Annotated in this window: 21 protein-coding genes and 2 pseudogenes; 9 read left to right on the forward strand and 14 right to left on the reverse strand. The window is 73.4% G+C overall.

Translation table 11 applies throughout. The annotated features are described in order from the left end of the window. Window positions 1-363: 363 nt before the first annotated feature. Window positions 364-720, reverse strand: a complete 357-nt coding sequence (locus ACFY7H_RS12365; protein WP_388937031.1) for a zinc ribbon domain-containing protein YjdM — start codon at window positions 718-720, stop codon at window positions 364-366. Window positions 721-796: 76 nt separating this feature from the next. Further along, on the reverse strand, window positions 797-2242 hold the full coding sequence (locus ACFY7H_RS12370; RefSeq protein WP_388937034.1) for a glyceraldehyde-3-phosphate dehydrogenase: 1446 nt from the start codon (window positions 2240-2242) through the stop codon (window positions 797-799). A 235-nt stretch (window positions 2243-2477) separates the two neighbouring features. Here ACFY7H_RS12370 and ACFY7H_RS12375 point away from each other — a divergent pair, with 235 nt between their 5' ends. Beyond that, window positions 2478-2933 (forward strand): GNAT family N-acetyltransferase, encoded by a 456-nt coding sequence (locus ACFY7H_RS12375; RefSeq protein ID WP_388937036.1) that lies wholly within the window; start codon window positions 2478-2480, stop codon window positions 2931-2933. Here ACFY7H_RS12375 and ACFY7H_RS12380 read toward each other — a convergent pair whose 3' ends face one another. Continuing rightward, complete coding sequence (locus ACFY7H_RS12380) at window positions 2934-3200, reverse strand: hypothetical protein (protein ID WP_388937039.1); 267 nt, start codon at window positions 3198-3200, stop codon at window positions 2934-2936. Between the two features lie 200 nt (window positions 3201-3400). Between ACFY7H_RS12380 and ACFY7H_RS12385 the strand changes: the two genes are divergently transcribed. Next, window positions 3401-3730: a hypothetical protein gene (locus tag ACFY7H_RS12385; protein ID WP_388937508.1), complete on the forward strand. Its 330-nt coding sequence runs from the start codon at window positions 3401-3403 to the stop codon at window positions 3728-3730. A 267-nt stretch (window positions 3731-3997) separates the two neighbouring features. Here the strand turns inward: ACFY7H_RS12385 and ACFY7H_RS12390 are convergent. Beyond that, a pseudogene (locus ACFY7H_RS12390) lies at window positions 3998-4843 on the reverse strand (alpha/beta fold hydrolase); the annotation flags it as partial. 281 nt (window positions 4844-5124) lie between these two features. Here ACFY7H_RS12390 and ACFY7H_RS12395 point away from each other — a divergent pair. After that, a complete protein-coding gene (locus ACFY7H_RS12395; RefSeq protein WP_388937496.1) occupies window positions 5125-7134 on the forward strand; it encodes a discoidin domain-containing protein in 2010 nt (669 codons plus the stop codon). Between the two features lie 75 nt (window positions 7135-7209). Then, window positions 7210-7803: a TetR/AcrR family transcriptional regulator gene (locus ACFY7H_RS12400; protein ID WP_388937042.1), complete on the forward strand. Its 594-nt coding sequence runs from the start codon at window positions 7210-7212 to the stop codon at window positions 7801-7803. Window positions 7804-7818: 15 nt separating this feature from the next. Here the strand turns inward: ACFY7H_RS12400 and ACFY7H_RS12405 are convergent, their stop codons facing one another. From ACFY7H_RS12405 to ACFY7H_RS12415, 3 genes are all read right to left on the reverse strand, one after another. Then, window positions 7819-9219 (reverse strand): NADP-dependent succinic semialdehyde dehydrogenase, encoded by a 1401-nt coding sequence (locus ACFY7H_RS12405; RefSeq protein ID WP_388937044.1) that lies wholly within the window; start codon window positions 9217-9219, stop codon window positions 7819-7821. A gap of 121 nt (window positions 9220-9340) precedes the next feature. Then, on the reverse strand, window positions 9341-10129 hold the full coding sequence (locus tag ACFY7H_RS12410; protein ID WP_388937047.1) for an alpha/beta fold hydrolase: 789 nt from the start codon (window positions 10127-10129) through the stop codon (window positions 9341-9343). A gap of 130 nt (window positions 10130-10259) precedes the next feature. Continuing rightward, window positions 10260-11045: a LysR substrate-binding domain-containing protein gene (locus tag ACFY7H_RS12415; protein ID WP_388937049.1), complete on the reverse strand. Its 786-nt coding sequence runs from the start codon at window positions 11043-11045 to the stop codon at window positions 10260-10262. Between the two features lie 58 nt (window positions 11046-11103). Between ACFY7H_RS12415 and ACFY7H_RS12420 the strand changes: the two genes are divergently transcribed. Both ACFY7H_RS12420 and ACFY7H_RS12425 read left to right on the forward strand, forming a co-directional pair. Next, a complete protein-coding gene (locus tag ACFY7H_RS12420) occupies window positions 11104-11508 on the forward strand; it encodes a DUF5997 family protein (RefSeq protein ID WP_388937052.1) in 405 nt (134 codons plus the stop codon). A 389-nt stretch (window positions 11509-11897) separates the two neighbouring features. After that, window positions 11898-12821 carry an ion transporter gene (locus tag ACFY7H_RS12425; protein ID WP_388937055.1) on the forward strand — a complete coding sequence of 308 codons (924 nt, stop codon included), beginning with the start codon at window positions 11898-11900 and terminating at the stop codon, window positions 12819-12821. Between the two features lie 27 nt (window positions 12822-12848). Here ACFY7H_RS12425 and ACFY7H_RS12430 read toward each other — a convergent pair. The 6 genes and pseudogenes from ACFY7H_RS12430 to ACFY7H_RS12455 all read right to left on the reverse strand — a co-directional run. Then, a pseudogene (locus ACFY7H_RS12430) lies at window positions 12849-13112 on the reverse strand (hypothetical protein); the annotation flags it as partial. Between the two features lie 41 nt (window positions 13113-13153). Further along, on the reverse strand, window positions 13154-13813 hold the full coding sequence (locus ACFY7H_RS12435; RefSeq protein ID WP_388937058.1) for an ABC transporter ATP-binding protein: 660 nt from the start codon (window positions 13811-13813) through the stop codon (window positions 13154-13156). Further along, window positions 13806-14690 carry an ABC transporter ATP-binding protein gene (locus ACFY7H_RS12440; RefSeq protein ID WP_388937497.1) on the reverse strand — a complete coding sequence of 295 codons (885 nt, stop codon included), beginning with the start codon at window positions 14688-14690 and terminating at the stop codon, window positions 13806-13808. The genes ACFY7H_RS12435 and ACFY7H_RS12440 overlap by 8 nt, the downstream gene beginning before the upstream one ends. A gap of 86 nt (window positions 14691-14776) precedes the next feature. After that, complete coding sequence (locus ACFY7H_RS12445) at window positions 14777-15655, reverse strand: ABC transporter permease (RefSeq protein ID WP_388937061.1); 879 nt, start codon at window positions 15653-15655, stop codon at window positions 14777-14779. Next, complete coding sequence (locus tag ACFY7H_RS12450; RefSeq protein ID WP_388937064.1) at window positions 15648-16613, reverse strand: ABC transporter permease; 966 nt, start codon at window positions 16611-16613, stop codon at window positions 15648-15650. The genes ACFY7H_RS12445 and ACFY7H_RS12450 overlap by 8 nt, the downstream gene beginning before the upstream one ends. 32 nt (window positions 16614-16645) lie before the next feature. Continuing rightward, window positions 16646-18235, reverse strand: coding sequence for an ABC transporter substrate-binding protein (locus ACFY7H_RS12455; RefSeq protein ID WP_388937067.1), 1590 nt, complete (start codon window positions 18233-18235; stop codon window positions 16646-16648). 183 nt (window positions 18236-18418) lie between these two features. Between ACFY7H_RS12455 and ACFY7H_RS12460 the strand changes: the two genes are divergently transcribed. Next, on the forward strand, window positions 18419-19384 hold the full coding sequence (locus ACFY7H_RS12460) for a fibronectin type III domain-containing protein (protein ID WP_388937070.1): 966 nt from the start codon (window positions 18419-18421) through the stop codon (window positions 19382-19384). A 77-nt stretch (window positions 19385-19461) separates the two neighbouring features. After that, window positions 19462-21612 (forward strand): ATP-binding protein, encoded by a 2151-nt coding sequence (locus ACFY7H_RS12465; protein ID WP_388937074.1) that lies wholly within the window; start codon window positions 19462-19464, stop codon window positions 21610-21612. 160 nt (window positions 21613-21772) lie between these two features. On the opposite strand, the gene ACFY7H_RS12470 is transcribed toward ACFY7H_RS12465, so the two are convergent. Further along, window positions 21773-21958, reverse strand: coding sequence for a DUF5999 family protein (locus tag ACFY7H_RS12470; RefSeq protein ID WP_388937077.1), 186 nt, complete (start codon window positions 21956-21958; stop codon window positions 21773-21775). 155 nt (window positions 21959-22113) lie between these two features. Between ACFY7H_RS12470 and ACFY7H_RS12475 the strand changes: the two genes are divergently transcribed. Further along, window positions 22114-22536 carry an SRPBCC family protein gene (locus ACFY7H_RS12475; protein ID WP_388937080.1) on the forward strand — a complete coding sequence of 141 codons (423 nt, stop codon included), beginning with the start codon at window positions 22114-22116 and terminating at the stop codon, window positions 22534-22536. Window positions 22537-22602: the final 66 nt, after the last annotated feature.

Consider the following 22602-nt stretch of genomic DNA (forward strand, 5'->3'; position numbering starts at 1 on the left):
GGGCGGAGTGCGCGCGCCGGTGGAGCGGCGCGGGCCGCGAAGGGGGAATGCCGGATTTCCTCGGGTTCCGGTCCGGCCGGACGGCGATGCCATCCGGCCATCGGAGCGGCCGACCCGGTCCTCAGCATCACGCAGGGCCCCGGGGACCGCTAGAGCGGGGATCCGGCCGCGGTTGCGGGCCCGTTCGGCAGATGGCTCGAATACGCGGAACGGCCCTCTCTGGCGGGCTCGTCCCGCGCTCGGTCAAGCCACCGTGGCCGGATCGGGACGGCGATGGCCGGTACGGACACGGCGACGCCCCCGGCCACGGGAGCGTGGACGGGGGCGGAGAGAGGAGCCGCGGGGCTGAATGTCAGTCGGAAATCAGCCCTTCCTCACGACGCTCGACTTGAGCTGCATGGAGCCGAAGCCGTCGATCTTGCAGTCGATGTCGTGACCGTCGACTCCGTCGACGAGCCGGATGTTGCGGACCTTGGTGCCCGCCTTGATCCCGGTCGGGTGGCCCTTGACTTTCAGGCCCTTCACCACGGTCACGGTGTCACCGTCCGTGAGGACGTTGCCGACCGAGTCCTTGATCACCCGCTCCTCGGAGGCGTCGCCGGCCTCGCCGGCCGCGGCGGGCCATTCGTGCCCGCACTCGGGGCAGACGAGGAGGGCGCCCATCTCGTAGGCGTACGACCCGGAGCATTCAGGGCAGGGGGGAAGGGCGTTCTCGGTCACCCGGTCAGTCTAGGCAACGCGGCGGTGCCCCGCCGACGGCAGTCGGCGGGGCACCGGATCACGCGCGTGGGCGGGATCAGACCTGCGGGACCGGGTAGGTCGGGTACTCCACGCCGGAGACGTGCTGGACGACGCGGATCACCTGGCACGAGTAGCCGAACTCGTTGTCGTACCAGAGGTAGAGGATCGCGTTGTCGCCGTCCACCTTGGTGGCGCCCGCGTCGACGATCGAGGAGTGGCGCGAGCCGACGAAGTCCATGGAGACGGCGTCGGGAGCGGTGGTGAAGTCGATCTGGCGCTTGAGCGGCGAGTGCAGCGAGACGCCGCGGAGGTACTCGAGGACCTCCGCGCGGGTGGTCTCCCGGCCCAGGCGCAGGCTCAGGATGGCGATCGAGACGTCCGGGACGGGGACGCGGATCGAGCTGCCGGTGATCGGGGCCTTGAGGTCGGGCAGCGCCTTGGCGACGGCGGAGGCGGCGCCGGTCTCGGTGATGACCATGTTGAGCGGCGCGGAGCGGCCGCGGCGGTCGGCCTTGTGGTAGTTGTCCAGCAGGTTCTGGTCGTTGGTGAACGAGTGGACGGTCTCCACGTGGCCGCGGAGCACACCGTACTCGTCGTCCATCGCCTTCAGCGGCGGGACGATCGCGTTGGTGGTGCAGGAGGCGCAGGACAGGACCCGCTCGTCCGGCTTGATGGTGTCGTGGTTGACGCCGTGGACGATGTTGGGGACGTCGCCCTTGCCGGGGGCCGTCAGGACGACCTTGTCGATGCCCGGGCGCAGGTGCTTGGAGAGGCCCTCGCGGTCGCGCCACTTGCCCGTGTTGTCGATGAGGATGGCGTCGTTGATGCCGTACTCGGTGTAGTCGACCTCGGACGGGTCGTTCGCGTAGATCACCTTGATGGTGTTGCCGTTGGCGAGGATCGTGCTCGTCGCCTCGTCCACCGTGATGGTGCCCTGGAACTGGCCGTGGATGGAGTCGCGGCGCAGCAGCGACGCCCGCTTCACCAGGTCCTGCTCGCCGCCACCGCGCACGACGATGGCGCGCAGGCGCAGACCGTTGCCCGAGCCGGCCTTCTCGATGAGCAGGCGGGCGACGAGGCGGCCGATGCGGCCGAAGCCGTAGAGGACGACGTCGCGTCCCTCGCGGCGCTCGATCTTGTTCTCGCCGGTGGCGCCGACGACGGCCTCGGCGGTGAAGTCCTCGACCGACAGACCGCGGTCGTCGGTCTTGTACGTGGCGGCGAGCATGCCGATGTCGATCTGGGACGGACCCAGGTCGAGGGCGGTGAGGGCCTGGAGGAACGGCATCGTCTCGGTGACCGACAGCTCCTCGCCGTCGATCTGCCGGGCGAAGCGGTGGGCCTTGAGAATGCTCACGACCGACTTGTTCACCAGGGAGCGGCTGTGGAGCAGGATCGTGACGTCCCGTTCCCGGTGCAGCTTCCCGATGAGGGGGATCATCGACTCCGCGATCTCCTCGCGGGTCTTCCAGTTGGCGAACGAGTCCTCGTTGACAGTCACAGACTTTATCTTTCGAGCTAGGCGGCGCTCATATGCTAACCCCCCGCCGGATCGTTCCTTCAAGGGGGACCGTCCGACCGTCGCCGGTGGCCCGGATCCAATCCTCCGCCGTGGAGAAAAGGCCGGTGGGCGGGACACCTCCGTGGACAGGTACGGGGCGGGCGGCGGGTTGCTACGTTGCGTCGGCCGCCGGTCCATCGGTCCGCCGGTCCGCCGAACACAGGAGCTGCCACACATGTCCGACATCCAGGTCCGTGCCGTCCGGCCCGGGGACTTCGCCCAGTGGCGCGCCCTGTACCGGGGCTATGCCGACTTCTACCGGGTGGAGCAGACGGAGGAGGCCGCCGGCACGGTGTGGGCGTGGGTGAACGACCCCGGGCACGAGGTGAACGCCCTGGTCGCCGAGGACGCGGAAGGCCGGCTGCTGGGGCTGGCGCACTACCGGCCGTTCGCCCGGCCGCTGTCCGCGACCGTCGGCTGCTTCCTGGACGACCTGTTCGTGGCCCCCGAGCACCGCGGCTCCGGAGCCGCCGACCTGCTGCTCGGGGCCCTGCGCGAGCTTGCCGCCGAGCGCGGCTGGAGCGTGGTGCGCTGGATCACCGCCGACGACAACCACCGGGCGCGGTCCAAGTACGACCAGGTGGCGACGCGGACCATGTGGGTCACCTACGACATGGCACCCGGCCGCTGATCATCCTTCGGAGGCGGCGTCGTCGCAGGCGGGGCAGACCCGGTCCGCGTGCTCCGGGGGGTACCAGTCCGACCCGGGGTGTTCGGCGGGCCGCCACGGGGCCGTCCCCATGGCGAAGGTGTCCTTGCCGCACAGCGTCCTGGGCCCCCGTACGGCGCTCTGCCCGGGGGCGGCGGGCGCCGCGTGCACGCGCAGGACCGGCGCCCGGTCCCCGGGAGCCGCTCCCGCGCTGTGGTCGTACTCGTACACCACGACCGTCCCGCTCATACCTCGACCTTAGGCGCCCCGGCCGCAACCCGCCGGTCGCACCGGAGAGGGGGAGGAGAGACGATGAGGGGGCGGTACTCGTGCCCGTCGCGTCCCGGTCCCGGACAGGGGGACCGGTTCCCGGGCTCCCGACGGCTTATCGTGCGGCCGGGGGCACCGGTTCGGACAGACGCCGACGGCCCTACCGGTAAGGAAGACCCATGACCCGGCGTACCCGTCTCCTCGTCATCGGCCCCCTCGTGGCCGCCTCGTTCATCACCGCCCCCACCGCTCTGGCGGCGCTCCCCCGGGAGCCGGCGGCCGCCCCGGCGGCGACGTGCTCGGTCTCCGGGATCCTCGACAACGGGAAGGTACACCTGTCCGGCGGCGGCTTCACCCCTGGTCCGGCCTACGTCTACGGCTCGGCCGGATTCGGCGGGACGATCGAGATCGCCCAGAACGGCGGCTTCCAGATCCTGAACGTGACGCCCGCCGAGTACAGCGTCCGCCAGGGCGGCGAACTGACCGAGTGCAGCGGCTTCAACGACTGAGCTGGAGCTCTCCGCGCGCCCGCCGGGGAGCACGGGACGGCCCTCGGGCCGTGTCGTCGAAGTCCCGTGCGGCCCCGCGCCACTTCGACGACGCGACGACCTAGCGGCACAGCTCCGCGACCCGTTCCGGCTCGTCCCCCCCCATACGGCCGCGTCGCGCGGTCCGACGTGCGGGGCGGCGACCGAGCGCACGCGGAAGCGGTTGCGCGGGGTGGTCTCGTCGGCCTCGCGGATCATCAGGTCCTGGAGTGCGAGGGGGATCGAGCGGTCCTCGGTGAACCGGAGGAACGTGCGCGGCACCCTGCCCCAGCGGTCCGCCGGCCCGCGGGAGTCGGCGGCTCCGATCGCCGAGGACTCGTCAGGCTCCAGGGTGTTGAGGAGCGCCCACACCTCGGCGTCCGGCCGGTCTGCGGCCAGCGCCTCCTTCATCACGGCGAAGAAGGCCGCGTCGGCGGAGCGCCAGTTGACCCGGTTGGCGACCGCGTTCAGCGTCGCCCCGCCCAGGCTCTGCCCGACCAGGATCACGGGACCGTTGCGGTGGGCGGCGCGCACGACGCCCTCGACGTGCTCCGCGAAGTCCGCCAGCGTGGCCTTGCCGATCGGTGAGGGCTCGGTGCTCAGCCGCTCCAGGTCCTGCGGCGCCTGGTAGGAGAGGGGGAAGTAGGCGCCGAGGCCGTGCCCGGGGAGGTCGACGGCGATCGTCCGGTGTGCGCGCAGGCCCAGTTCGGCGAGGACCGGGGCCCAGCCGTAGGAGTTGCTCGCGGAGCCGTGGACGAGGACGAAGGTGGGCGCGCCGCGCCCGCGGCCGTCGGCGTGCGCGGTGGAGGTTCCGGCGCCCACGGCGGCGAACGTGCCCGCGCCCGCCGCGGCGGCCCTCAGGGCTCCGCGGCGCGACCAGCCGCCGTCCTGGACGATGTCGTTCTGTTCGCTCGTACGGGCGACTCCAGGATCGGCTCCCGCCGGGACCGGTGGGTTCCGGCCACTGTCCGCTGTCCGGTCGCCTTCCCGCCTTGGGGGCCTCGCCGGCCGGCTCGGAGGCGTGCCGGCGGGCCGGGGACGGCCGCGAGGGGCGGACCGTAACCGCCCCCGGCCTTCGGCCCGTCGCCGGGTCACCGTCCGATCCGGTCGCGGCCGTGCCCGGCGGGCTCCGCGCGGGCCGACGCTCCATCAGGTCATCCGTCCCGGACCCTTGACTCCTTCGGGGGCAGTCGGGATTCTCGTCCCACCCTTGTGCGGGGCATGACAATTCGTGCCCGGATCCGCCCGCGCCGCATCCGCCGACCGAGACATGAGTGATGACCTTGACCCCACCGCCCCCACGGCCGTACCGCGGCGCCGCGCGCCGAGGGCGCCGCCGCATCGCGCTCCTGACACCGCTCGTGGCCGTGCTCGCCATGCTGCTCGGCCCCGCCCCCCTCTCCTCCGCCGACGGCGGCTCCACGGCCGACGCCGGCTGGTGGAACCCGGCCGCGCGGCCCCAGCCCGACTCGGAGATCAACGTCACCGGCGAGCCCTTCAAGGGCACCGACGCCCAGGGCCGGGTGCGCGGGTTCGTCGACGCGCACGACCACCTGATGTCCAACGAGGGCTTCGGCGGCCGGCTGATCTGCGGCAAGCCCTTCTCCGAGATGGGCGTCGCGGACGCCCTCAAGGACTGTCCCGAGCACTACCCCGACGGGTCCCTCGCCGTCTTCGACTTCATCACCAAGGGCGGGGACGGCAAGCACGACCCCGACGGCTGGCCCACCTTCAAGGACTGGCCCGCCCACGACTCCCTGACGCACCAGCAGAACTACTACGCCTGGGTCGAGCGGGCCTGGCGCGGTGGCCAGCGGGTCCTGGTCAACGACCTCGTCACCAACGGGGTGATCTGCTCGGTCTACTTCTTCAAGGACCGCGGCTGCGACGAGATGACCGCCATCCGCCTGGAGGCGCGGAAGACGTACGACATGCAGGCCTACGTCGACAAGATGTACGGCGGCCCGGGCAAGGGCTGGTTCCGCATCGTCACCGACTCCGGCCAGGCCCGCGAGGTGATCAAGCAGGGGAAGCTGGCCGTCGTCCTGGGGGTCGAGACCTCCGAGCCCTTCGGCTGCAAGCAGATCCTGGACGTCGCCCAGTGCGGCAGGGACGACATCGACCGCGGCCTGGACGAACTGCACGGGCTCGGCGTGCGCAGCATGTTCCTGTGCCACAAGTTCGACAACGCCCTGTGCGGGGTCCGCTTCGACGAGGGCGCCCTCGGCACCGCGATCAACGTCGGCCAGTTCCTGTCGACCGGCACCTTCTGGCAGACGGAACAGTGCACCGGCCCGCAGAAGGACAACCCGATCGGCCTCGCGGCGGCTCCGGCGGCACAGAAGGAGCTCCCGGCGGGCGTCTCGGTCCCCTCGTACTCCGCCGACGCGCGCTGCAACAAGCGCGGTCTGACCGAGCTCGGCGAGTACGCCGTCCGCGGGATGATGAAGCGCGGGATGATGCTGGAGATCGACCACATGGGCGTCAAGGCGGCGGGCCGCGCCTTCGACATCCTGGAGTCCGAGTCCTACCCGGGCGTCATCTCCTCCCACAGCTGGATGGACCTGGGCTGGACCGAGCGGCTCTACAAGCTGGGCGGATTCGCCGCCCAGTACATGAGCGGCTCCGAGGCCTTCAGCGCGGAGGCCAAGCGGACGGACGCCCTGCGCGACAAGTACGACGTCGGCTACGGCTACGGCACCGACATGAACGGCGTCGGCGGCTGGCCCGGCCCCCGGGGCGCGGACACCCCGAACCCGGTGAAGTACCCCTTCCGCAGCACCGACGGCGGCTCCGTCATCGACAGGCAGACCACCGGACAGCGCACCTGGGACCTCAACACCGACGGCGCCTCGCACTACGGCCTGGTCCCCGACTGGATCGAGGACATCCGGCTCGTCGGCGGCCAGGACGTGGTGGACGACCTCTTCAAGGGCGCCGAGTCCTACCTCACCACCTGGGGAGGCTCCGAACGGCACAGGTCCGAGGTGAACCTCGCCGCCGGCTCACCGGCGTCGGCCTCGTCCTCGGAGTGGTGGAACCCCTTCGTCGACTACTCCCCCGGCCGGGCCGTGGACGGCGACCCGGGCTCCCGCTGGGCCAGCGAGTGGAACGACGCCCAGTGGCTGCGTGTCGACCTCGGCTCCGCGCACCGGATCGGACGCGTCACCCTGGACTGGGAACGGGCGTACGGGAAGGCGTACCGGATCGAGGTCTCCACGGACGGCGCGAACTGGCAGACCGCCTGGTCCACCAGCGAGGGCGACGGCGGCCTGGACACGGCCCGGTTCGCCGGGGTGACCGCCCGGTACCTGCGCGTCCAGGGGGTCCAGCGGGCCACCCAGTGGGGGTACTCCCTCCACGAGCTGGGCGTCTACAGCAACTGACACCACGGGCGGGGCCGGCCGGACGACCCGGCCGGCCCCGCCGCCGTACCAGGCGGCCCCACCCAGAGGAGTCCCATGCCCCGGATGCCGTCGGCCGATCGGCGCGCCCAGCTGACCGAGGCGGCGATCCGCGCGATGACCCGCGACGGCGTCGCCAGGACGACGACCCGCTCGATCGCCGCCGAGGCGGGCGTGTCCCTGAGCGTCTTCCACTACTGCTTCGACTCCAAGCAGGAGTTGCTGGAGTCCGTCCTCGAGGCGATCACCGCGCACTACATCACGGTGGTGAAGGAGGCGATCCGGCCGAAACCCACCCTTCGCGAGACCGTGCGGGCCGGCTTCCACGCGTACTGGGACCACGTGGGCGCCCAGCCCGGCGAGCACATGCTCACCTACGAGCTCACCCAGTACGCGCTGCGCCGGCCCGGTTTCGAGCACCTGGCCCGCCGCCAGTACGAGCTGTACTGCCAGACCTACGAGGAGCTGATCGGGCAGCTGTGCCGGGACATGGGGCTCGTCCCGAAGGTGCCGGCCCCCGTACTGGCCCGGTACCTGACGGCCATGACCGACGGGCTGACCCTGAACGTGCTGGTCCTCGGCGACGAGAAGGCCGCCGGGGCGGTCCTGGACATGATCACCGAACACGTCGTGGGGCTGATGGAGGGCTGAGGGAGGGCTGAGCGGTCAGTCGGGCTCCGCCGCCCGCCAGACGGTGGTGATGTTGCAGAACTCGCGGATGCCGTGGCCGGACAGCTCCCGCCCGTACCCCGACCGCTTGACCCCGCCGAAGGGCAGGGCCGGGTGGGAGGCGGTCATCCCGTTGACGAAGACGCCTCCGGCTTCGAGGTCGCGCACGAAGCGCTCCAGGTCGGAGTCGTCGCGGGTCCAGACGTTGGAGCTGAGTCCGAAGGGCGTGTGGTTGGCCCGCTCCACGGCCTCGTCCAGGCCGTCGACCCGGTAGAGGGTGGCGACGGGCCCGAAGGTCTCCTCCAGATCGACGCGCATGGCCGGGGTGACGCCGGCCAGGACGGTCGGCTCGTAGAACCAGCCGTCCGGGCGGCCGGGCGGCCGCCGGCCGCCGCAGAGGACGGTGGCCCCGTGCCGTACGGCGTCGTCGACCAGCTCCTCCACGTCGGCGCGGCCGCCCTCGGTGGCCAGCGGTCCGACGTCGGTGGACTCCCGCATCGGGTCCCCCACGGTCAGCGCCTCCATGCCCTCCGTGAAGAGGCGGGCGAACTCGTCGTAGACGTCGGTGTGGACGATGAACCGCTTGGCGGCGATGCACGACTGGCCGTTGTTCTGCACGCGCGCGGTCACGGCGGTCCGCGCGGCCCGCGCGACGTCCGCCGAGGGCATCACGATGTACGGGTCGCTGCCGCCGAGCTCCAGGACGGTCTTCTTGACCTCGTCCCCCGCGACCGAGGCGACGGCGCGCCCGGCGGGCTCGCTGCCCGTCAGGGTGGCCGCCGCCACCCTCGGGTCGCGCAGGATGCCCTCGACGGGGCCCGAGCCGATCAGCAGGGTCTGGAAGCAGCCCTGCGGGAAGCCCGCCCGGTCGAAGAGGTCGCCGAGGTACAGGGCCGTCTGGGGGACGTTCGACGCGTGCTTGAGCAGGCCCACGTTGCCGGCCATGAGCGCGGGCGCGGCGAAGCGTACGACCTGCCAGAGGGGGAAGTTCCACGGCATGACCGCCAGGACCACGCCCAGGGGCCGGTAGCGGACCGTCACGGCGGAGGCGCCCGCGTCGCGCACGTCGGCGTCGGCGGGCCGCTCGTCCGCGAGGAGGGACTCGGCGTGGGCCGCGTACCAGCGCATCGCCTTGACGCATTTGGCGGCCTCCGCGCGGGCCGCCGCGAGGGGTTTGCCCATCTCGACGGTCATGGTGCGGGCGACGTCCTCCGCCTCCGCCTCCAGCAGGTCCGCCGCGCTGTTCAGCAGCGCCGACCGCTCGCCGAAGGTGGTGTGCCGGTACGAGGTGGCCGTGCGCGCGGCCAGGGCCAGGCGGCGCTCGATGCCGGCGGCGTCGAGGGCGTCGAAGGAGAGCAGCGTCTTGCCCGTCGTGGGGTTGACGGAGGCGATGGGCATGGTCCGGCCTTCCTGCGAGGGAACCGCCCCACCGACCCTGCCCGCCCCGGCCCGCCCCCGCAACGCGAGGGCCGGCCCGCCCGCCCGGCACCCCGCCGGGGCGGAGGAAAGACCAGCGGTTTCACCGCACGCCCTGGCGTCCCAGGAATTCCTCGACCACGGTCGCCAGGTCCTCCGGGCTCTCGTCCGGGGCGAAGTGGCCGGCGTCGTCGAAGACCTCGAGCTCGGCGTTCGGATACCACCGCAGCCAGGTGGACCGCATGGTGTCGGGGCCCATCGCCGGGTCGTGCTCACCGGCCACGACGAGCACCGGGGCCGGGTTGCCCTCGATCCGCTCGCGGAGGTCGGGGCCGCGCGTCCAGGATTCGAGGTACGAGCGCAGGGCCGCCCGCGAGGAGCGTTCCGAGCCGCGCACCCTGGCCTCGAGCCACGCGTCGTCGTGCCGGCCGCCGGTGGTGACGTCGAAGATCGTCCTGCGGTTGCCGGAATCCTCCACGGCTCCGGCGAACAGCTCCCACATCTCCCCTTCGAGCGGGAACCCGGACGCGGGTACCGGCGAGACGCCGACGATCGAGCTGACCCGCGAGGGGGCGTCCAGCAACAGCTGCTGGGCCGCTTTGCCGCCCATGGAGTGACCGACCACCGAGAAGGTGTCCCACCCGAGGTGGTCGGCCACCGCGAGGGCGTCCGCCGCGACCTCCTCCATCGTGTAGGCCCCGGGGGTGTCCGTCGCCTCGCCGTACCCCCGGCAGTCCACGAACGCGTAACTGAACGCGCTCCCGTCCAGGTACCGCCTCAGGTGCCCGAAGCCCGACCTGTCGCTGAGCCAGTGGTGGAGCGCGAGGACCCGCATGGGGCCGTTGCCCTGCACCTCGTACGGAATCACGTGCCCTGCCGCATGAGCTGTCACGATGCTGGGTCTCCCCCTCCGCACCGGGCCCGAAAGCCCATCGGCCCGAGGCTTCGCCCCAACGGCGCAGCGGCGCGGGCGGGCGCCCGAAGGCGTCGCGGACAGGATGAACCCCGCCGGTCGGGGACCCCTAGCGGCGGCCGCGCGGCTTGCCGCCGCGCTTGGCGGCCGGCTTGCCGCCCGACCGGGCCGCGGGCTTGCCCGTGGTCCTGGCGCCGCCGGTCTTCGCGCCGCCCGCCTTGGCGCCCGTCCTGCCGCCGGCGCCGCCGGCGGTCTTGCGCTGCTTGGGCTGCGGCGGGGTGGGCTGGCGGCCGCGGGTGCTGTTCACGGTCCTTCCGCGGACGATCCCGATGAACTCCTCCACCAGGTCGGTGGTCTTCTCCTCCGGCCAGGACAGCGCGATCCGCGACGCGGGGGCGTCGGAGACCGTCCGGTAGGTGAGGTCCTTGCGGTGGTGCAGGCGGGCGAGGGACTGCGGGACGACGAGGACGCCGATGCCCGCCGCGACCAGCTCGATGGCGTCCGCCGTGGTGGCGGGCCGTTCGAAGGCGGGGCGTCCGGGCAGGGTTTCCCAGTCGAGGACGTCGTCGAGGGGGTGCAGCACGATCTCGTCGGCCAGGTCCTCGGTGGTGACCTCCTCGACGGCGGCCACGACGTGGTCCTTGGGGACCACCACGACGGTCGTCTCGGTGTAGAGGGGGATCGCGCTGAGGTCCGCCCCGTCCACGGGCATCCGTACGAAGCCGGCGTCGGCGTCGCCTGTGCGCAGCGCGGCGAAGGCCTCGGCGGCGGGCACGCCGACGAGGGTCAGCGGGACGTCGGGCAGCCGCTCGTTCCAGATCCGCACCCACTTCGTGGGCGTCACTCCCGGGACGTAGGCGAGCCGGAAGGAAGGGGGTACATCCGAGCCTGTCACCCCGCCAGGTTACCGGTCGTGGTCGGAGGTAGCGCACATGCTCGATACCCTTGACTCCATGACGTCGCACCAGAGCACCCAGACGATGAAGCCCGCGACCGCGGCGAAGAAGCTGGGTGTGTACCTCGAGGCCACCCCCGCAGAGTTCCAGGAGGGTGTCATCTCGCGCACCGAGCTGAACGCACTCCAGGCCGAGCCGCCGGCCTGGCTGGTGGAGCTGCGGCGCAACGGCCCGCACCCGCGTCCGGTGGTCGCCTCGAAGCTGGGCGTCTCCATCGCCGGTCTCGCGCGCGGCGGGGTCACCGAGGCGCTCACCACCGAGCAGATCGAGGCCATCAAGCAGGAGAACCCGGAGTGGCTGCAGAAGGAGCGCGCCACCCAGGCGGAGGTCCGCAAGGAAGCGGTGCGGATCAAGGAGAAGCAGGCGGAGGAGGCCGCTCGGCGCGCCGAGAAGCAGGGCTGATCCTCCTCCCCGCACGCTGACGGCCGGGCCGGGTCCTTTCGGGGACCCGGCCCGGCCGCGTATGCGTTCCCGCGGCCGGCGCCCCGCGCGGGGCCGCGCTCGCGTGGAGGCCACTCGCGTGGCGCAGCGCCGCCACGCGCCGCTTCGTACACGTGTCCAATACCGCCTCCGGGTGGCCTTCCCGCCTCCTCCCGTCCGCGCACCCGGGCGGGTGGGCGGCCCCCGGCAGAGGCCGTCCGGCCCCCGGCCCGGCTGCACCCCTCCGCACGACCGCCTGAAACCCGTTCGCCCGTACGGCGTTAGAAGGACGTACGGACCGGCGCGCGCGCCCCCGCCCGCGCCGGTCCGCGCGACCGCCGACCACGAGCGACACGAGTACGAGGAGCGAGATGACGGACCCCAGGCCGGCCGGTTTCGGCCGAAGGAGACTGGCCGCCCGCTGCCGCGGCATCACCGAGGCGCCGTCGTTCGGGATGGGCGTCTTCGCCGTGATCATGCTCAACGCGGCGCTGATGGGCGTGGAGACGTACAGCGGGCTGGCCGCCGCGAACCGTCACCTGCTCCAGATCGCGGAGCAGTCCTGCCTCACCCTCTTCACGCTGGAGATGCTGCTGCGGGCGGGCGCCCACGCCGACCGGCCGAAAGCATTCTTCCGTGACCCCTGGAACCTCTTCGACCTGCTGATCCTGACCTCCGCCTTCCTGCCGTTCCTGCGCGACAACACCACCGTGCTGCGGCTGCTGCGCCTCGCCCGCGTGCTGCGCACCGCCCGCTTCCTGCCCCACCTGCGGATCCTGCTGCTCGCGGTCGGGCGCAGCCTGCCGGGCACGGCCAGCTTCCTGTTCATCGGCGCGCTGGTGGTGTACGTGTACGCCATGGTCGGCTGGGTCTGCTTCGCCTCCTCCGACCCGCAGCACTACGGCTCGATCGGGCGGGCCGCGCTCACCCTGTTCCTGCTGACCACCCTGGACGGGCTGACGGACGCGGTCCGGGCGGGGCTGGAGATCTCCCGGTTCAGCATCCTCTACTACGCCTCGTACGCGCTCCTCGCCTCCTTCGTCCTGGTCAACGTCCTGATCGGGGTCGTGCTCAATTCGCTGGACGAGGCCCGGGAGATGGAGGAGGCCGACGCGCGGGCCCGGGAGCGCGCGGCGAACGCCATGGACCCGGCCGACGAGGTCCGGGACCGGATCGCCGCCGCCCGCCTCGCACTGGACGATCTGGAGGCGAGCCTCGAACTGGCCAAGCCCGTGCCGCCCTCCGCGCAGGAACGGGACCGCCCGGCGGACCGGCAGCTGGAGACCGCCGTGTAGCGGACCGCGCCGCGGTCCGCTCGGGGGTCAGCCGCCGTCACGGACCGCGACGACGCCGTTGAACACGCCGACGTACGCGGTGCCGTCGGGGCCGAGGGTGATCGGCGCCCAGTTGTTGTCGTGCAGGGGGCCGGTGCCCGTCAGCCGGCGCCGGCGGCGTTCGCCGGTGCGGAAGTCGACGGCGGTGAGGTACCAGGCGTCGATGCCCCAGGCGTTGGGCTCCTTCTCGTAGAAGTACACCAGCCCGTTCCCGGTGGAGAGCTACGGGACCACGGAGGGAGCGCGGATCGCGCATGGACGGGCCGGATGATTCACGAAGGCGCAACGGACGCTCAACCGCCGGTGATGTCGCTCCAGTTCGCGGTGCGGTCGCACCAGCGGCCGAGCAGCACCGGATCGTGCCCGACGGCCAGCAGGCCGGCTCCGGTCCGGCGCCGGTACGCCTCGACCACCCCGACCAGGGCCGCCGTGGTGGAGGCGTCGAGCATCGCCGTCATCTCGTCGCAGACCAGCCAGCGGGGCCGCAGGACCAGGGCCCGGGCCACGCAGGCGCGTTGCAGCTGGCCGTCGCTGACCTCGTGGGGGCGCCGGGTGAGGAGGTCGGCGCCGAGGCCGACCAGGTCGGCGAGCTCCCCCACGGCGGATTCCGCTTCCTTACGCCGGCCCGTGGCGCGGAGCGGTTCCGCGACGAGGTCGTACAGCCTGAGGCGGGGGTCCGCGGAGAGACGGGGCTGCTGGAAGACCACGCCGACTTCGATGCGCAGGGAGCGCGGGGCCCGGTGCCTGAAGCCCGTCACCGCGCGGCCGTCGAGGGCCACCGTCCCCCGGTCGGGCCGGTGCAGCAGGGCGGCGACCCGGGCCAGGGTGGACTTGCCGCAGCCGCTGGGGCCGAGCAGACCGACGGCCTCGCCGGGGCGGATCGCGAGGTGCGCGTCCCGCACGACCGGGCCGCGGCGGTCGTAACCGGCGGTGATGCCCTTGAGCTCAAGCATGGTGGCAGGCCACCCCTTCGGTCAGCGGGGGCCGCCCGGACCGGCAGGTGCTGTCGGCCAGGGCGCAGCGGGCGGCGAAGGCGCAGCCGGGCGGCAGGTCGCCCAGCTCGGGCGGGGCGCCGGGGATGGGGGTGAAGGCGCGCTCGGGCAGGGCGTCGAGCAGGCCGCGGGCGTAGGGGTGGCGGGGTCCCGGCCGGCCGAAGAAGGCTTCGGCGGGCGCGAGTTCCACGATCCGGCCCGCGTACATGACGGCGACGGTGTCGGCGATGCGGCGGGCCGCCGCCAGGTCGTGGGTGATCATCAGGAGGGCGCGGCCGGCGTCCCGGGTGTGGGCGCGCAGTTCGTCGGCGGTGCGGTCGACGAGCTCCCGGTCGAGGCCGGTGGTGGGCTCGTCGGCGAGGAGCAGGGGTGCGTCCCCGATGAGGGCGAGGGCGGTGGCGGCGCGCTGGGCGAGGCCGCCGGAGAGCTGGTGGGGGTAGTGGTCGAGGTGGCTCACGGGGAAGGCGGCCCGTGCGGCCGCGGCTTCGGCGGCCGCGCGCGGGTCACCGGGGCCGGTGAGCTCGCGGACGGCCTCCTCCAGGTGGGAGCGGACGGTGCGGACGGGGGTGAGGTGCGCGGCGGGGCTCTGCGGGACCAGGCCGACGCGGCGTCCGCGTACCGTGCGGGCCAGGGTCCGTTCGTCGGCGGCGAGCAGGTCGAGGCCGTCGGCGAGGCGGGCGGAGCCGGCGGTCTCGGCGTTGGCGGGGAGCAGGCCGAGCAGGGCGGAGGCGAGGACGGATTTGCCGCAGCCGCTCTCGCCGACGAGGGTGAGGCACTCGCCGGGCCCGAGGCGGAAAGCGGCGTCGGAGACGGCCTCGACGTACCGTCCGCCACGCATCCGGAAGCGGACGGACAGCCCCTCGACGCGCAGGACCTCCCCGGCGGGCGGGGCGGCGGAAGGGGCGGCGGCGGAAGGGTGCGGGCTCACAGGGTCAGCTCCGAGCGGCGGCGGGGGTTGAGGCGCTCGCGCCAGGCACCGGCGAGGCCGGCGATGGCCAGCGTGGGGGCGATCAGGAGCAGGCCGGGGAAGAGGGTGGGCCACCAGTCCCCCGCGAGCAGCGAGCCGCGGCCGGCCTGGACGAGGGTGCCGAGGCTGGCCTGGTGCGCGGGCAGGCCCAGGCCGAGGAAGGACAGGGCGGACTCGTGCCACATGGCGTGCGGGATCATCAGCACCGCCGCCAGCCCGGCCTGCGGCAGCACCCCGGGCAGCAGGTGCCGGACGAGGACCCGCCGGCGGGAGGCGCCGCCGGAGACGGCCGCGTCCACGTACGGCCGGCCGCGCAGCGACAGCACCTCGGCGCGCACGATGCGGGCGGTGGACAGCCAGTGGGTCAGCGCCACCGAGACCACCACGGGCCAGACGCCGGGGCGGAACAGGGCCACGACGAAGATCCCGAGCAGCAGGTGCGGGATGGCCGACAGGGTGTCGACGGCCCGCATCACGAGCCGGTCGGTCCGGCCGCCGAGCGCTCCGGCGGCCGCGCCCACGGCGGTGCCGAGCACGGTGGCGGCGAGCGCCGCGACCACGCCGACGAGCAGCGAGACGCGCAGCCCGTAGACGCAGCGCAGCAGCAGGTCGCGGCCCACGTCGTCGGTGCCGAAGGGGTGGTCCCAGGCGGGTGGCAGCAGCTTCGCGGAGAGGTCGACGGCCTGCTGGTCCAGCTGGACGAGCGGGGGCACCAGCAGGACGGCGAGGGTGAGGAGGGCGGTGACGGCGGCCGAGGCGCGCACGCGCAGGGCGCGGGTGGAGCGCCGGTCCCGGCCGTGGCGGCGCCAGGCGGTGCCGGCCGCGGTGTCAGCCATCGAAGCCCACCCTCGGGTCGGCCAGCCCGTACAGCAGGTCGGAGAGCAGGTTGCCGGCCAGCACGGCGGCGGTGGCCAGTACGGTCAGCGCGGCCAGCAGCGGGAAGTCCACCGAGGTCGCGGCGGCGACGGTGGCGGCGGCGACGCCGGGCCAGCTGAAGACGGTCTCGACCAGCAGGGCGCCGGTGATCAGCTCGGGTACCCGGGAGCCGATGAGGGTGAGCATCGGCAGCATCCCGGAGCGCAGCCCGTGCCCGAGCAGGACCCGCCGCTCGGACAGGCCCCGCGCGCGGGCCCCGCGTACGGGGTCCTCGCCGAGGGCGTCGGCCACTCCTTGCCGGGCGTAGAGGAAGAACCAGGGCAGTTGCGAGATGCCGAGGACCAGTGCGGGCAGCACCAGGTGGGAGGCGACCGCGCCGAGGGTGACGGTGTCGTCGGCGGCGTCGGTGAGCCCGCCGGAGGGCAGTACGCCCAGCCGTACCGAGAAGAACCAGACGGCGAGCAGCCCGAGCCAGAAGGCGGGGGCCGCCTCCAGGGTGTAGGCGAGGCCGGTCGCGGTCCGGTCCAGTGCCCCGCCCGGCCGGCGGGCGGCGAGCACTCCGAGCGCCGTGCCCAGCAGCACGGCGACGGCGAAGGCGCAGCCGGCGAGCAGCGCGGACCAGCCGACGCGTCCGGCGATGACGTCGGCGACGGGCTGGCGCAGCACGGCGGAGTCGCCGAGGTCGCCGGTGAGCGCGGAGGTGAGCCAGTCCCACCACCGGGCGGGGAAGGGCCGGTCCACGCCGAGGTTGGTGCGCAGCTGGTCGAGTTCGGCCTGGGACGCGGTGAGCCCGGCGGTGCCGGCGTACGCCTTGACGGGGTCGAAGGGGGACAGCGCGGCGACGGCGAAGACCCCGAAGGTGACGACGAGCAGGACGGGGGCGGCGGAGAGGGTCCGCCGTCCCGCCATGCGCGCCATCGGTCCCCAGGGCGGGCCCGGACGGCGGGACGTCACTTCTGCTTCGGCTTCCAGCTCTCGATGTTCCACCAGGGGCCGGTGCCGAGGCCGTGGTCGTGCGGTTCGACCTGGGTGGAGGGGCCGTCCCACTTGTCGTTCACCACGTAGAGGTGGTCGATGTGGGTGAGGAAGACGTAGCCCGGGTTCTGGACGAGTTCACGCTGCACGGTGTCGTACGCGGCCTTGCGGGCGGCCGGGTCGCCGCTGGTGCGGCCGTCGGCGACCGCCCGGTCGACGGCGGGGTTGGCGTACTGGGCCATGTTGTTGAAGCCGTCGCCCGCGAGGGAGGAGGTCAGCAGCTGGTACTGGTCGAAGTCGGGGTCGGCGGGGGAACCGCCGCCGGCGAGCACGGCGTCGGTCTTCATCCGGGGTTCGATGACCTCCCAGGTCCCGGCCTCGGTCCTGACCTCGATGCCGGCCTTCTTCGCGTCGGAGGCGAAGGCCAGCGCGTGGTCCTGGCGGATCTTGTCGCCGGAGGTGTACCAGAGGGGGAAGGAGGCGCGGACCCCGTCCTTGACGCGGATGCCGTCCCCGCCGGCCTTCCACCCGGCTTCGTCGAGGATCTGCTTGGCCCGTTCGAGGTCGTACGGGCGCTCGGTGCCCGCGGTGAACCAGCGGCTGTCGGTCGGGACGGGGCCGTAGGCGGCCTTGCCCGCGTCCTCCAGGAGCTTGTCGACCATGGCCTGGCGGTCCACCGCGATGTCGAGCGCGCGGCGGACCGCCACGTCCCCGGTGACGGGGTGGTGGGTCGGCAGGGTCACGTTGCGGTAGTCGAAGGTCTTGGCGGCGAAGGTCCTGCGCGCCTTGTCCTTCGCGAATCCGCGGGCGAGGTTCGGGGGCAGGACGGCCGCGTCGAGCTCCCCGGCGCGCAGCCGGGTGGCGCGGACGTCGTCGTCCTTGACGACGGCCATGGTGAACTTCTTCACGGCGGGCTCGCCGCCCCAGTAGCCGGGGTTGGCCTTGAAGCTGAGCTTCTCGCCCTTGGACCAGCCGGTCAGCAGGTACGGGCCGGTGCCGACGGGCTTGGTGGCGAACTCTCCGCTGTTGACGTCCTGCCGGCCCGCGATGTGCTCGGGGGCGATGGGCAGTACGGTCCGCTCGGCGAACGGGGCGTAGGGGTACTTGAGGGTGAAGACGACCCGGTCGGGCCCCTGGGCGGTGACGCTCTCGATGGCGTCCAGCTCGGTCCTGGAGGGGTTGTTGGTCCTCGGGTCGAGGATGGTCCGGTAGGTGAACTCCACGTCCTTGGCGGAGAAGGGCGCTCCGTCGCTGAACTTCACGCCCCGGCGCAGCTTGTACGTGTACGTGCGGCCGTCCGCGGAGACCTCCGGCAGGGCCTCGGCCAGCGCGGGCTTGAGCTTCATGTCCGCGTCGTGGGTGAGCAGACCGTCGAAGATCTTGGAGTTGCCGTCCTTGCCGTAGCCGAGCAGCGGGCTGAGGCTCTCGGGCTCGGTCGCGATGCCGACCACCGCGGAGTCCGCCGGCGATGCGGTCGCCGAGGGGTTCGAGCAGGCCGCCAGGCCCGTGATGAGTGCGGTGGCGAGCATCGCGCCGCCCGCTCCCCGTGCTGTCCGGGCCGTCATGTCGTGCACATCCCTGTTCAAAATCATCCGTTATTGCAAACGGATCGCAATATTGCCAGACGAGATCAGACGAAGACGAATCCGCCCAGACCGGCGGCCCCCTCGGGTGGCCGCGGGACCGGGGGTCTTGTGGGTCCGGTCTCCTCGTGCCATATATGTCTAGACCAAGAGGAGGGCGGCCCGTTGCGAGGCACCACTTCCCCGCGTCGCGCACCGGCGGTGCTCGCCCTCGGCCTCGCCGCCGCCCTGACCGGGTGCGGCGCGGGCGGGGACACCCGGCCCCCGCACGCTCCCGCCGGTCTCACCGCGCAGGCGGGCAGCGCCACCTCGGTCCACGTGATGTGGCGGGCTCCTGACGCCGCCGACGGGGTCAGCGGCTACCAGGTGTTCCAGGGCGGCCGGCTGGTGCGGGAACTCCCCGCCGACAAGACCATGACCGACATCACCGGCCTCGCCCCGCGGACGGCCTACACCTTTTCCGTCCGCGCCGAGGACGCCGCCGGGAACCGCTCGCCGCTCAGCGCCCCGGCAGAGGTCACGACCCCGGACGCCCGGGCCGAGGACCGGCTGGCCCCCACGGCACCGGCCGCCGCCGACGGGCGCGCCGAGGGGCCGCACGCGGTCCGGCTGAGCTGGGACGCGGCCGCCGACGACACCAGCGTGACCGCGTACGACGTCTACCAGGCCGGGGTCCGCGTCCACACCGCCCCCGGCACGGACCGGGCCACCACCGTCACCGGGCTCCAGCCCGGCACCGCCTACGTGTTCACCGTCCGCGCCCGCGACGGCTCCGACAACTCCTCACCGGACGGCCCGCCGGTGGCCGTCACCACCCCCGCCGACCCCGGCCGGGCCCCGCACACGGCGCCCGGCTCGTTCACCGCCACCGCCTCGCCCGGCGCGGTGGAACTGACCTGGACCGCCCCGGACACCGGCCGCGCGACGAGCGAGTACCAGCTCTACGTCAACGACCTGCCCGTCACCGTCATCCAGTTCGGCGCCGGGGCCGTACCGCGCGGCCGGGCCTCCTACCGGCTCACCACGGCCGAACCGGCGGGGACCGCCTGGACCCTGAAACTGCGCGCCCGGCTGCCCGACGGCAACTGGGGTGCCTTCTCGGAGGAACGGCGGATCCTGCTGCCCGGCTGACCCCGGACCGTCCGCCCCTCGACGGGAACCGAAGCGAACGGCAGGTCCCGCGAAAGAAGATCGCGCACAATACATTCGTGTTCGGTGAGTACTCGGTCAACCACAATCAGGCAGACTCCGCGTGCGGAGAACCTGCGCCCGGCAGCGGCGCCAAGCCGGCCGGCCTGCCCGACCTGCCGGGGAACCTGCCTCCGGAAACCGCCGGCTTCATCGGCCGCGAGGAGGAACTCGACCGTCTCGACACCCTGTTGCGCGGAAGAAGACTGGTCACCCTGACCGGGGTCGGCGGCGTCGGCAAATCCCGGCTCGCCCTGCGCGCCGCCACCCGCCGCAGCCGCACCGCCCGGTCCGGCGGACCGTGGCCGGGCTCCCTCTGGCCCGACGGGATCTGGTGGGTGGACCTCTCGGCCCTGCGCGACCCCGCGCTCCTCACCACGACCGTCGCGCACGCCATCGGACCCGCCGGCCACTCCGTGCGCCCCCTGGACGAGGAACTGTGCGCGTGGATGGCCGACAAGGCCCTCCTCCTCGTCCTCGACACCTGCGAGCACCTGGTCGCCGAAGTCCGCCACCTCACGGGCGAACTGCTCCAGTCGGCACCCGGCCTGACGGTCCTGACCACCTCCCGGGAACGGCTCGACTCCCCCGGCGAGACGGTGCTCGAAGTCCGCCCGCTCGCCTGCGAGGGCCCCGACAGCGAGGCGCTGGCCCTCTTCCGCGCCCGCGCGCTCGCCGCGAGCCCGCGGACCTCCGCCGACTTCGCCGACCCCGAGCGGTGCCGCACCGCCGCCGAGGTGTGCCGCCGGCTGGACGGCATCCCGCTCGCCCTGGAGCTGGCCGGCGCCCGGATGCGGATGTGGAGCCTGGACGAGATGGCGCAGCGCCTCGGCGCGCGCCTGGAGGTTCTCTCCGGCACCCGCGCCGCGCGCCCGCCCCGGCACCAGACCATGCGGACCACGATCGGCTGGAGCCACGAGCTGTGCGAGCCGGTGGAACGGCTGCTGTGGGCGCGGCTGTCGGTGTTCAGCGGGGAGTTCGACGTCGCCGCCGCCCGGGCGGTGTGCGCCGGCGGGCCGCTGCCGGCCGCCCGGGTGGAACGGGTGCTGGAGGGTCTGGTCGCGAAGTCCGTCGTCCGGCGCTCCCACGAGCGTGGAGCCGGGGCCCGCTACCGGATGCTCGACACGATCCGGGAGTTCGGCCACGACTGGCTCACGGAACTGGGCGAGGTGCGCACCGTCGCGGACCGGCACGCCCACTGGTACGCCGCGCTCTGCGCCGCCGGCGACCGCGGCTGGCTGGGGCCGGGCCAGCTGGACTGGTACCGCAGGATGACCGCCGAGCACCCGCAGCTGCGCACCGCCCTGGAGCACCTGCTCGGCACCGATCCCGCGGCGGCCCTGGAGATGGCCGGGGCCCTGTGGTTCTTCTGGTTCTCGTGCGGGCACGTCCACGAGGGCCGGGCCTTCCTGGAGCGGGCCCTGCGCGCGGCCCCGCGGCCGGGGGCCACCCGGGTCCAGGCGCAGTGGGCGCTCGGGCTGACGCTCCTGCTCCAGGGCGACATGGACGCGGCCCGGGCGACGGGCGTCGAGTGCACCCGGGCGGCCGCCCTGGTCACCGACCCGGAACTGCGGCTGCGCGCCGCCCACCTGCATGCCGTGTCGGTCCTGATGCGGGGAGACCCGGCGGAAGCGCTCGTACTGGCCGGGCCGCGGGCGCGGGCGGCGCACGGGGGGCGCGATGACGGGGCGGGCCGGCTCCTGTGCCAGCTGGCCACGGCGTACGCCCTGTGCGACCTCGGGCGCTTCGAGGAGGCCGCCGAGGAGGCGCACGGGCTGCGCGAGGCGTGCGCGGAGCTGGGTGAGCGCTGGCTGCGGGCGTACGCGGACTACGTCCTGGCCGTCGCGGCCCTGGGTCTCGGCCAGCACGGCGAGGCCGCACGGCACGTACGGGCCATGCTGTCCGGCAAACGGCTGCTGGGCGACCGCTTCGGGATCGCGCTGGGCCTGGACCTGCTGGCGGCGGCGGTGGCGGCCCTCGGCGACGGGGAACTGGCCGCGCGGCTCCTCGGCACCGGACACGCCTGGTGGCGCACGGTGGGGCGGCCGCAGATGGGCTCGCCCTCGCTGACGGCCCTCCGGGACCGGGGCGAGCGGCAGGCCAGGGCGGCGATCGGCGACGCGGCGTACGAGACCGCGTTCCGGGGCGGTGCGGCGGCGTCCACCGGCTGACCGCGCCTCACGGGCGAAGGACAGCCGGTGCGCCGCGTAATGCCTGGACTCCCGTCAGTACGGGAGGGGTCTGCCCGACGGCGTGCGCAGGTCCAGGTCTCGGGGGGCGGGCTTGGGAACGGGCTTGCGGATCAGCTGCTGACGCATGCTGCCTCCTCGCTCAGACCAGGGCCGGCCGACGGGGTTCCACCGTCCGGCCTTCGGGGAGCAGTTCACCGGTGTCGTCGAAGACGACCACCCCGTTGCAGAGCAGGCTCCAGCCCTGCTCGGGATGGGAGGCAACGACCCGTGCGGCCTCGTGGTCGGCGCTGTCGGCGGACGGGCAGGGGGGCTGGTGGGAGCACATGGCGCACCTCCTCGCAGTGTGGGGCGGGAGGGCCGGTGGTCACCCGGTCGAATCCGCGATCCACGGTGGCGGTGAGTATTACTGATTGCCGCCCCCCGACGGAAGCCATATCCGAGGTCCGGTTCAGGGTGTGTATGCCCGCTTACCATGCGCTCATGCCCGTTGTCCGGATCATTCGCCGCACGCCCCTTCCGCCCGACGAGACCTGGAGGCGGCTGACGGACTGGGAACGCCACGGCGCGCAGGTGCCGCTGACCCGGACGGTCGTCGAGACGGAGCCCCCGACGCACGCCGGGACGCGCTTCACCGCGCGCACGGGAGTGGGGAGGGTCACGGTGGACGACACCATGGAGATCGTCGTCTGGGAGCCCCCTCGGCTGGTCCGCCTGGAGAAGCGCGGCCGGACGGTGACGGGCTGGGCGGAGATCGAGCTGCGCCCGGTCCCCGCGGGCGGCACGGAGGTCCACTGGCGCGAGGACCTGCGCGTGCGCCCCCTCCCCCGCGTCCTGGACCCCCTGGTGGCCCGCGCGGGCCACTACCTCTTCGGCCGGGCCATGACCCGCCTCCTGCGCCCCTGAGGGGCCGGGCTATGGTGCCGTGATCACCGCCCGGCCCGGATCACGGCACGGCCCGGATCACCGCCC

The sequence above is a fragment of the Streptomyces sp. NPDC012794 genome (assembly GCF_042901085.1).
Classification (GTDB): Bacteria; Actinomycetota; Actinomycetes; order Streptomycetales; family Streptomycetaceae; genus Streptomyces.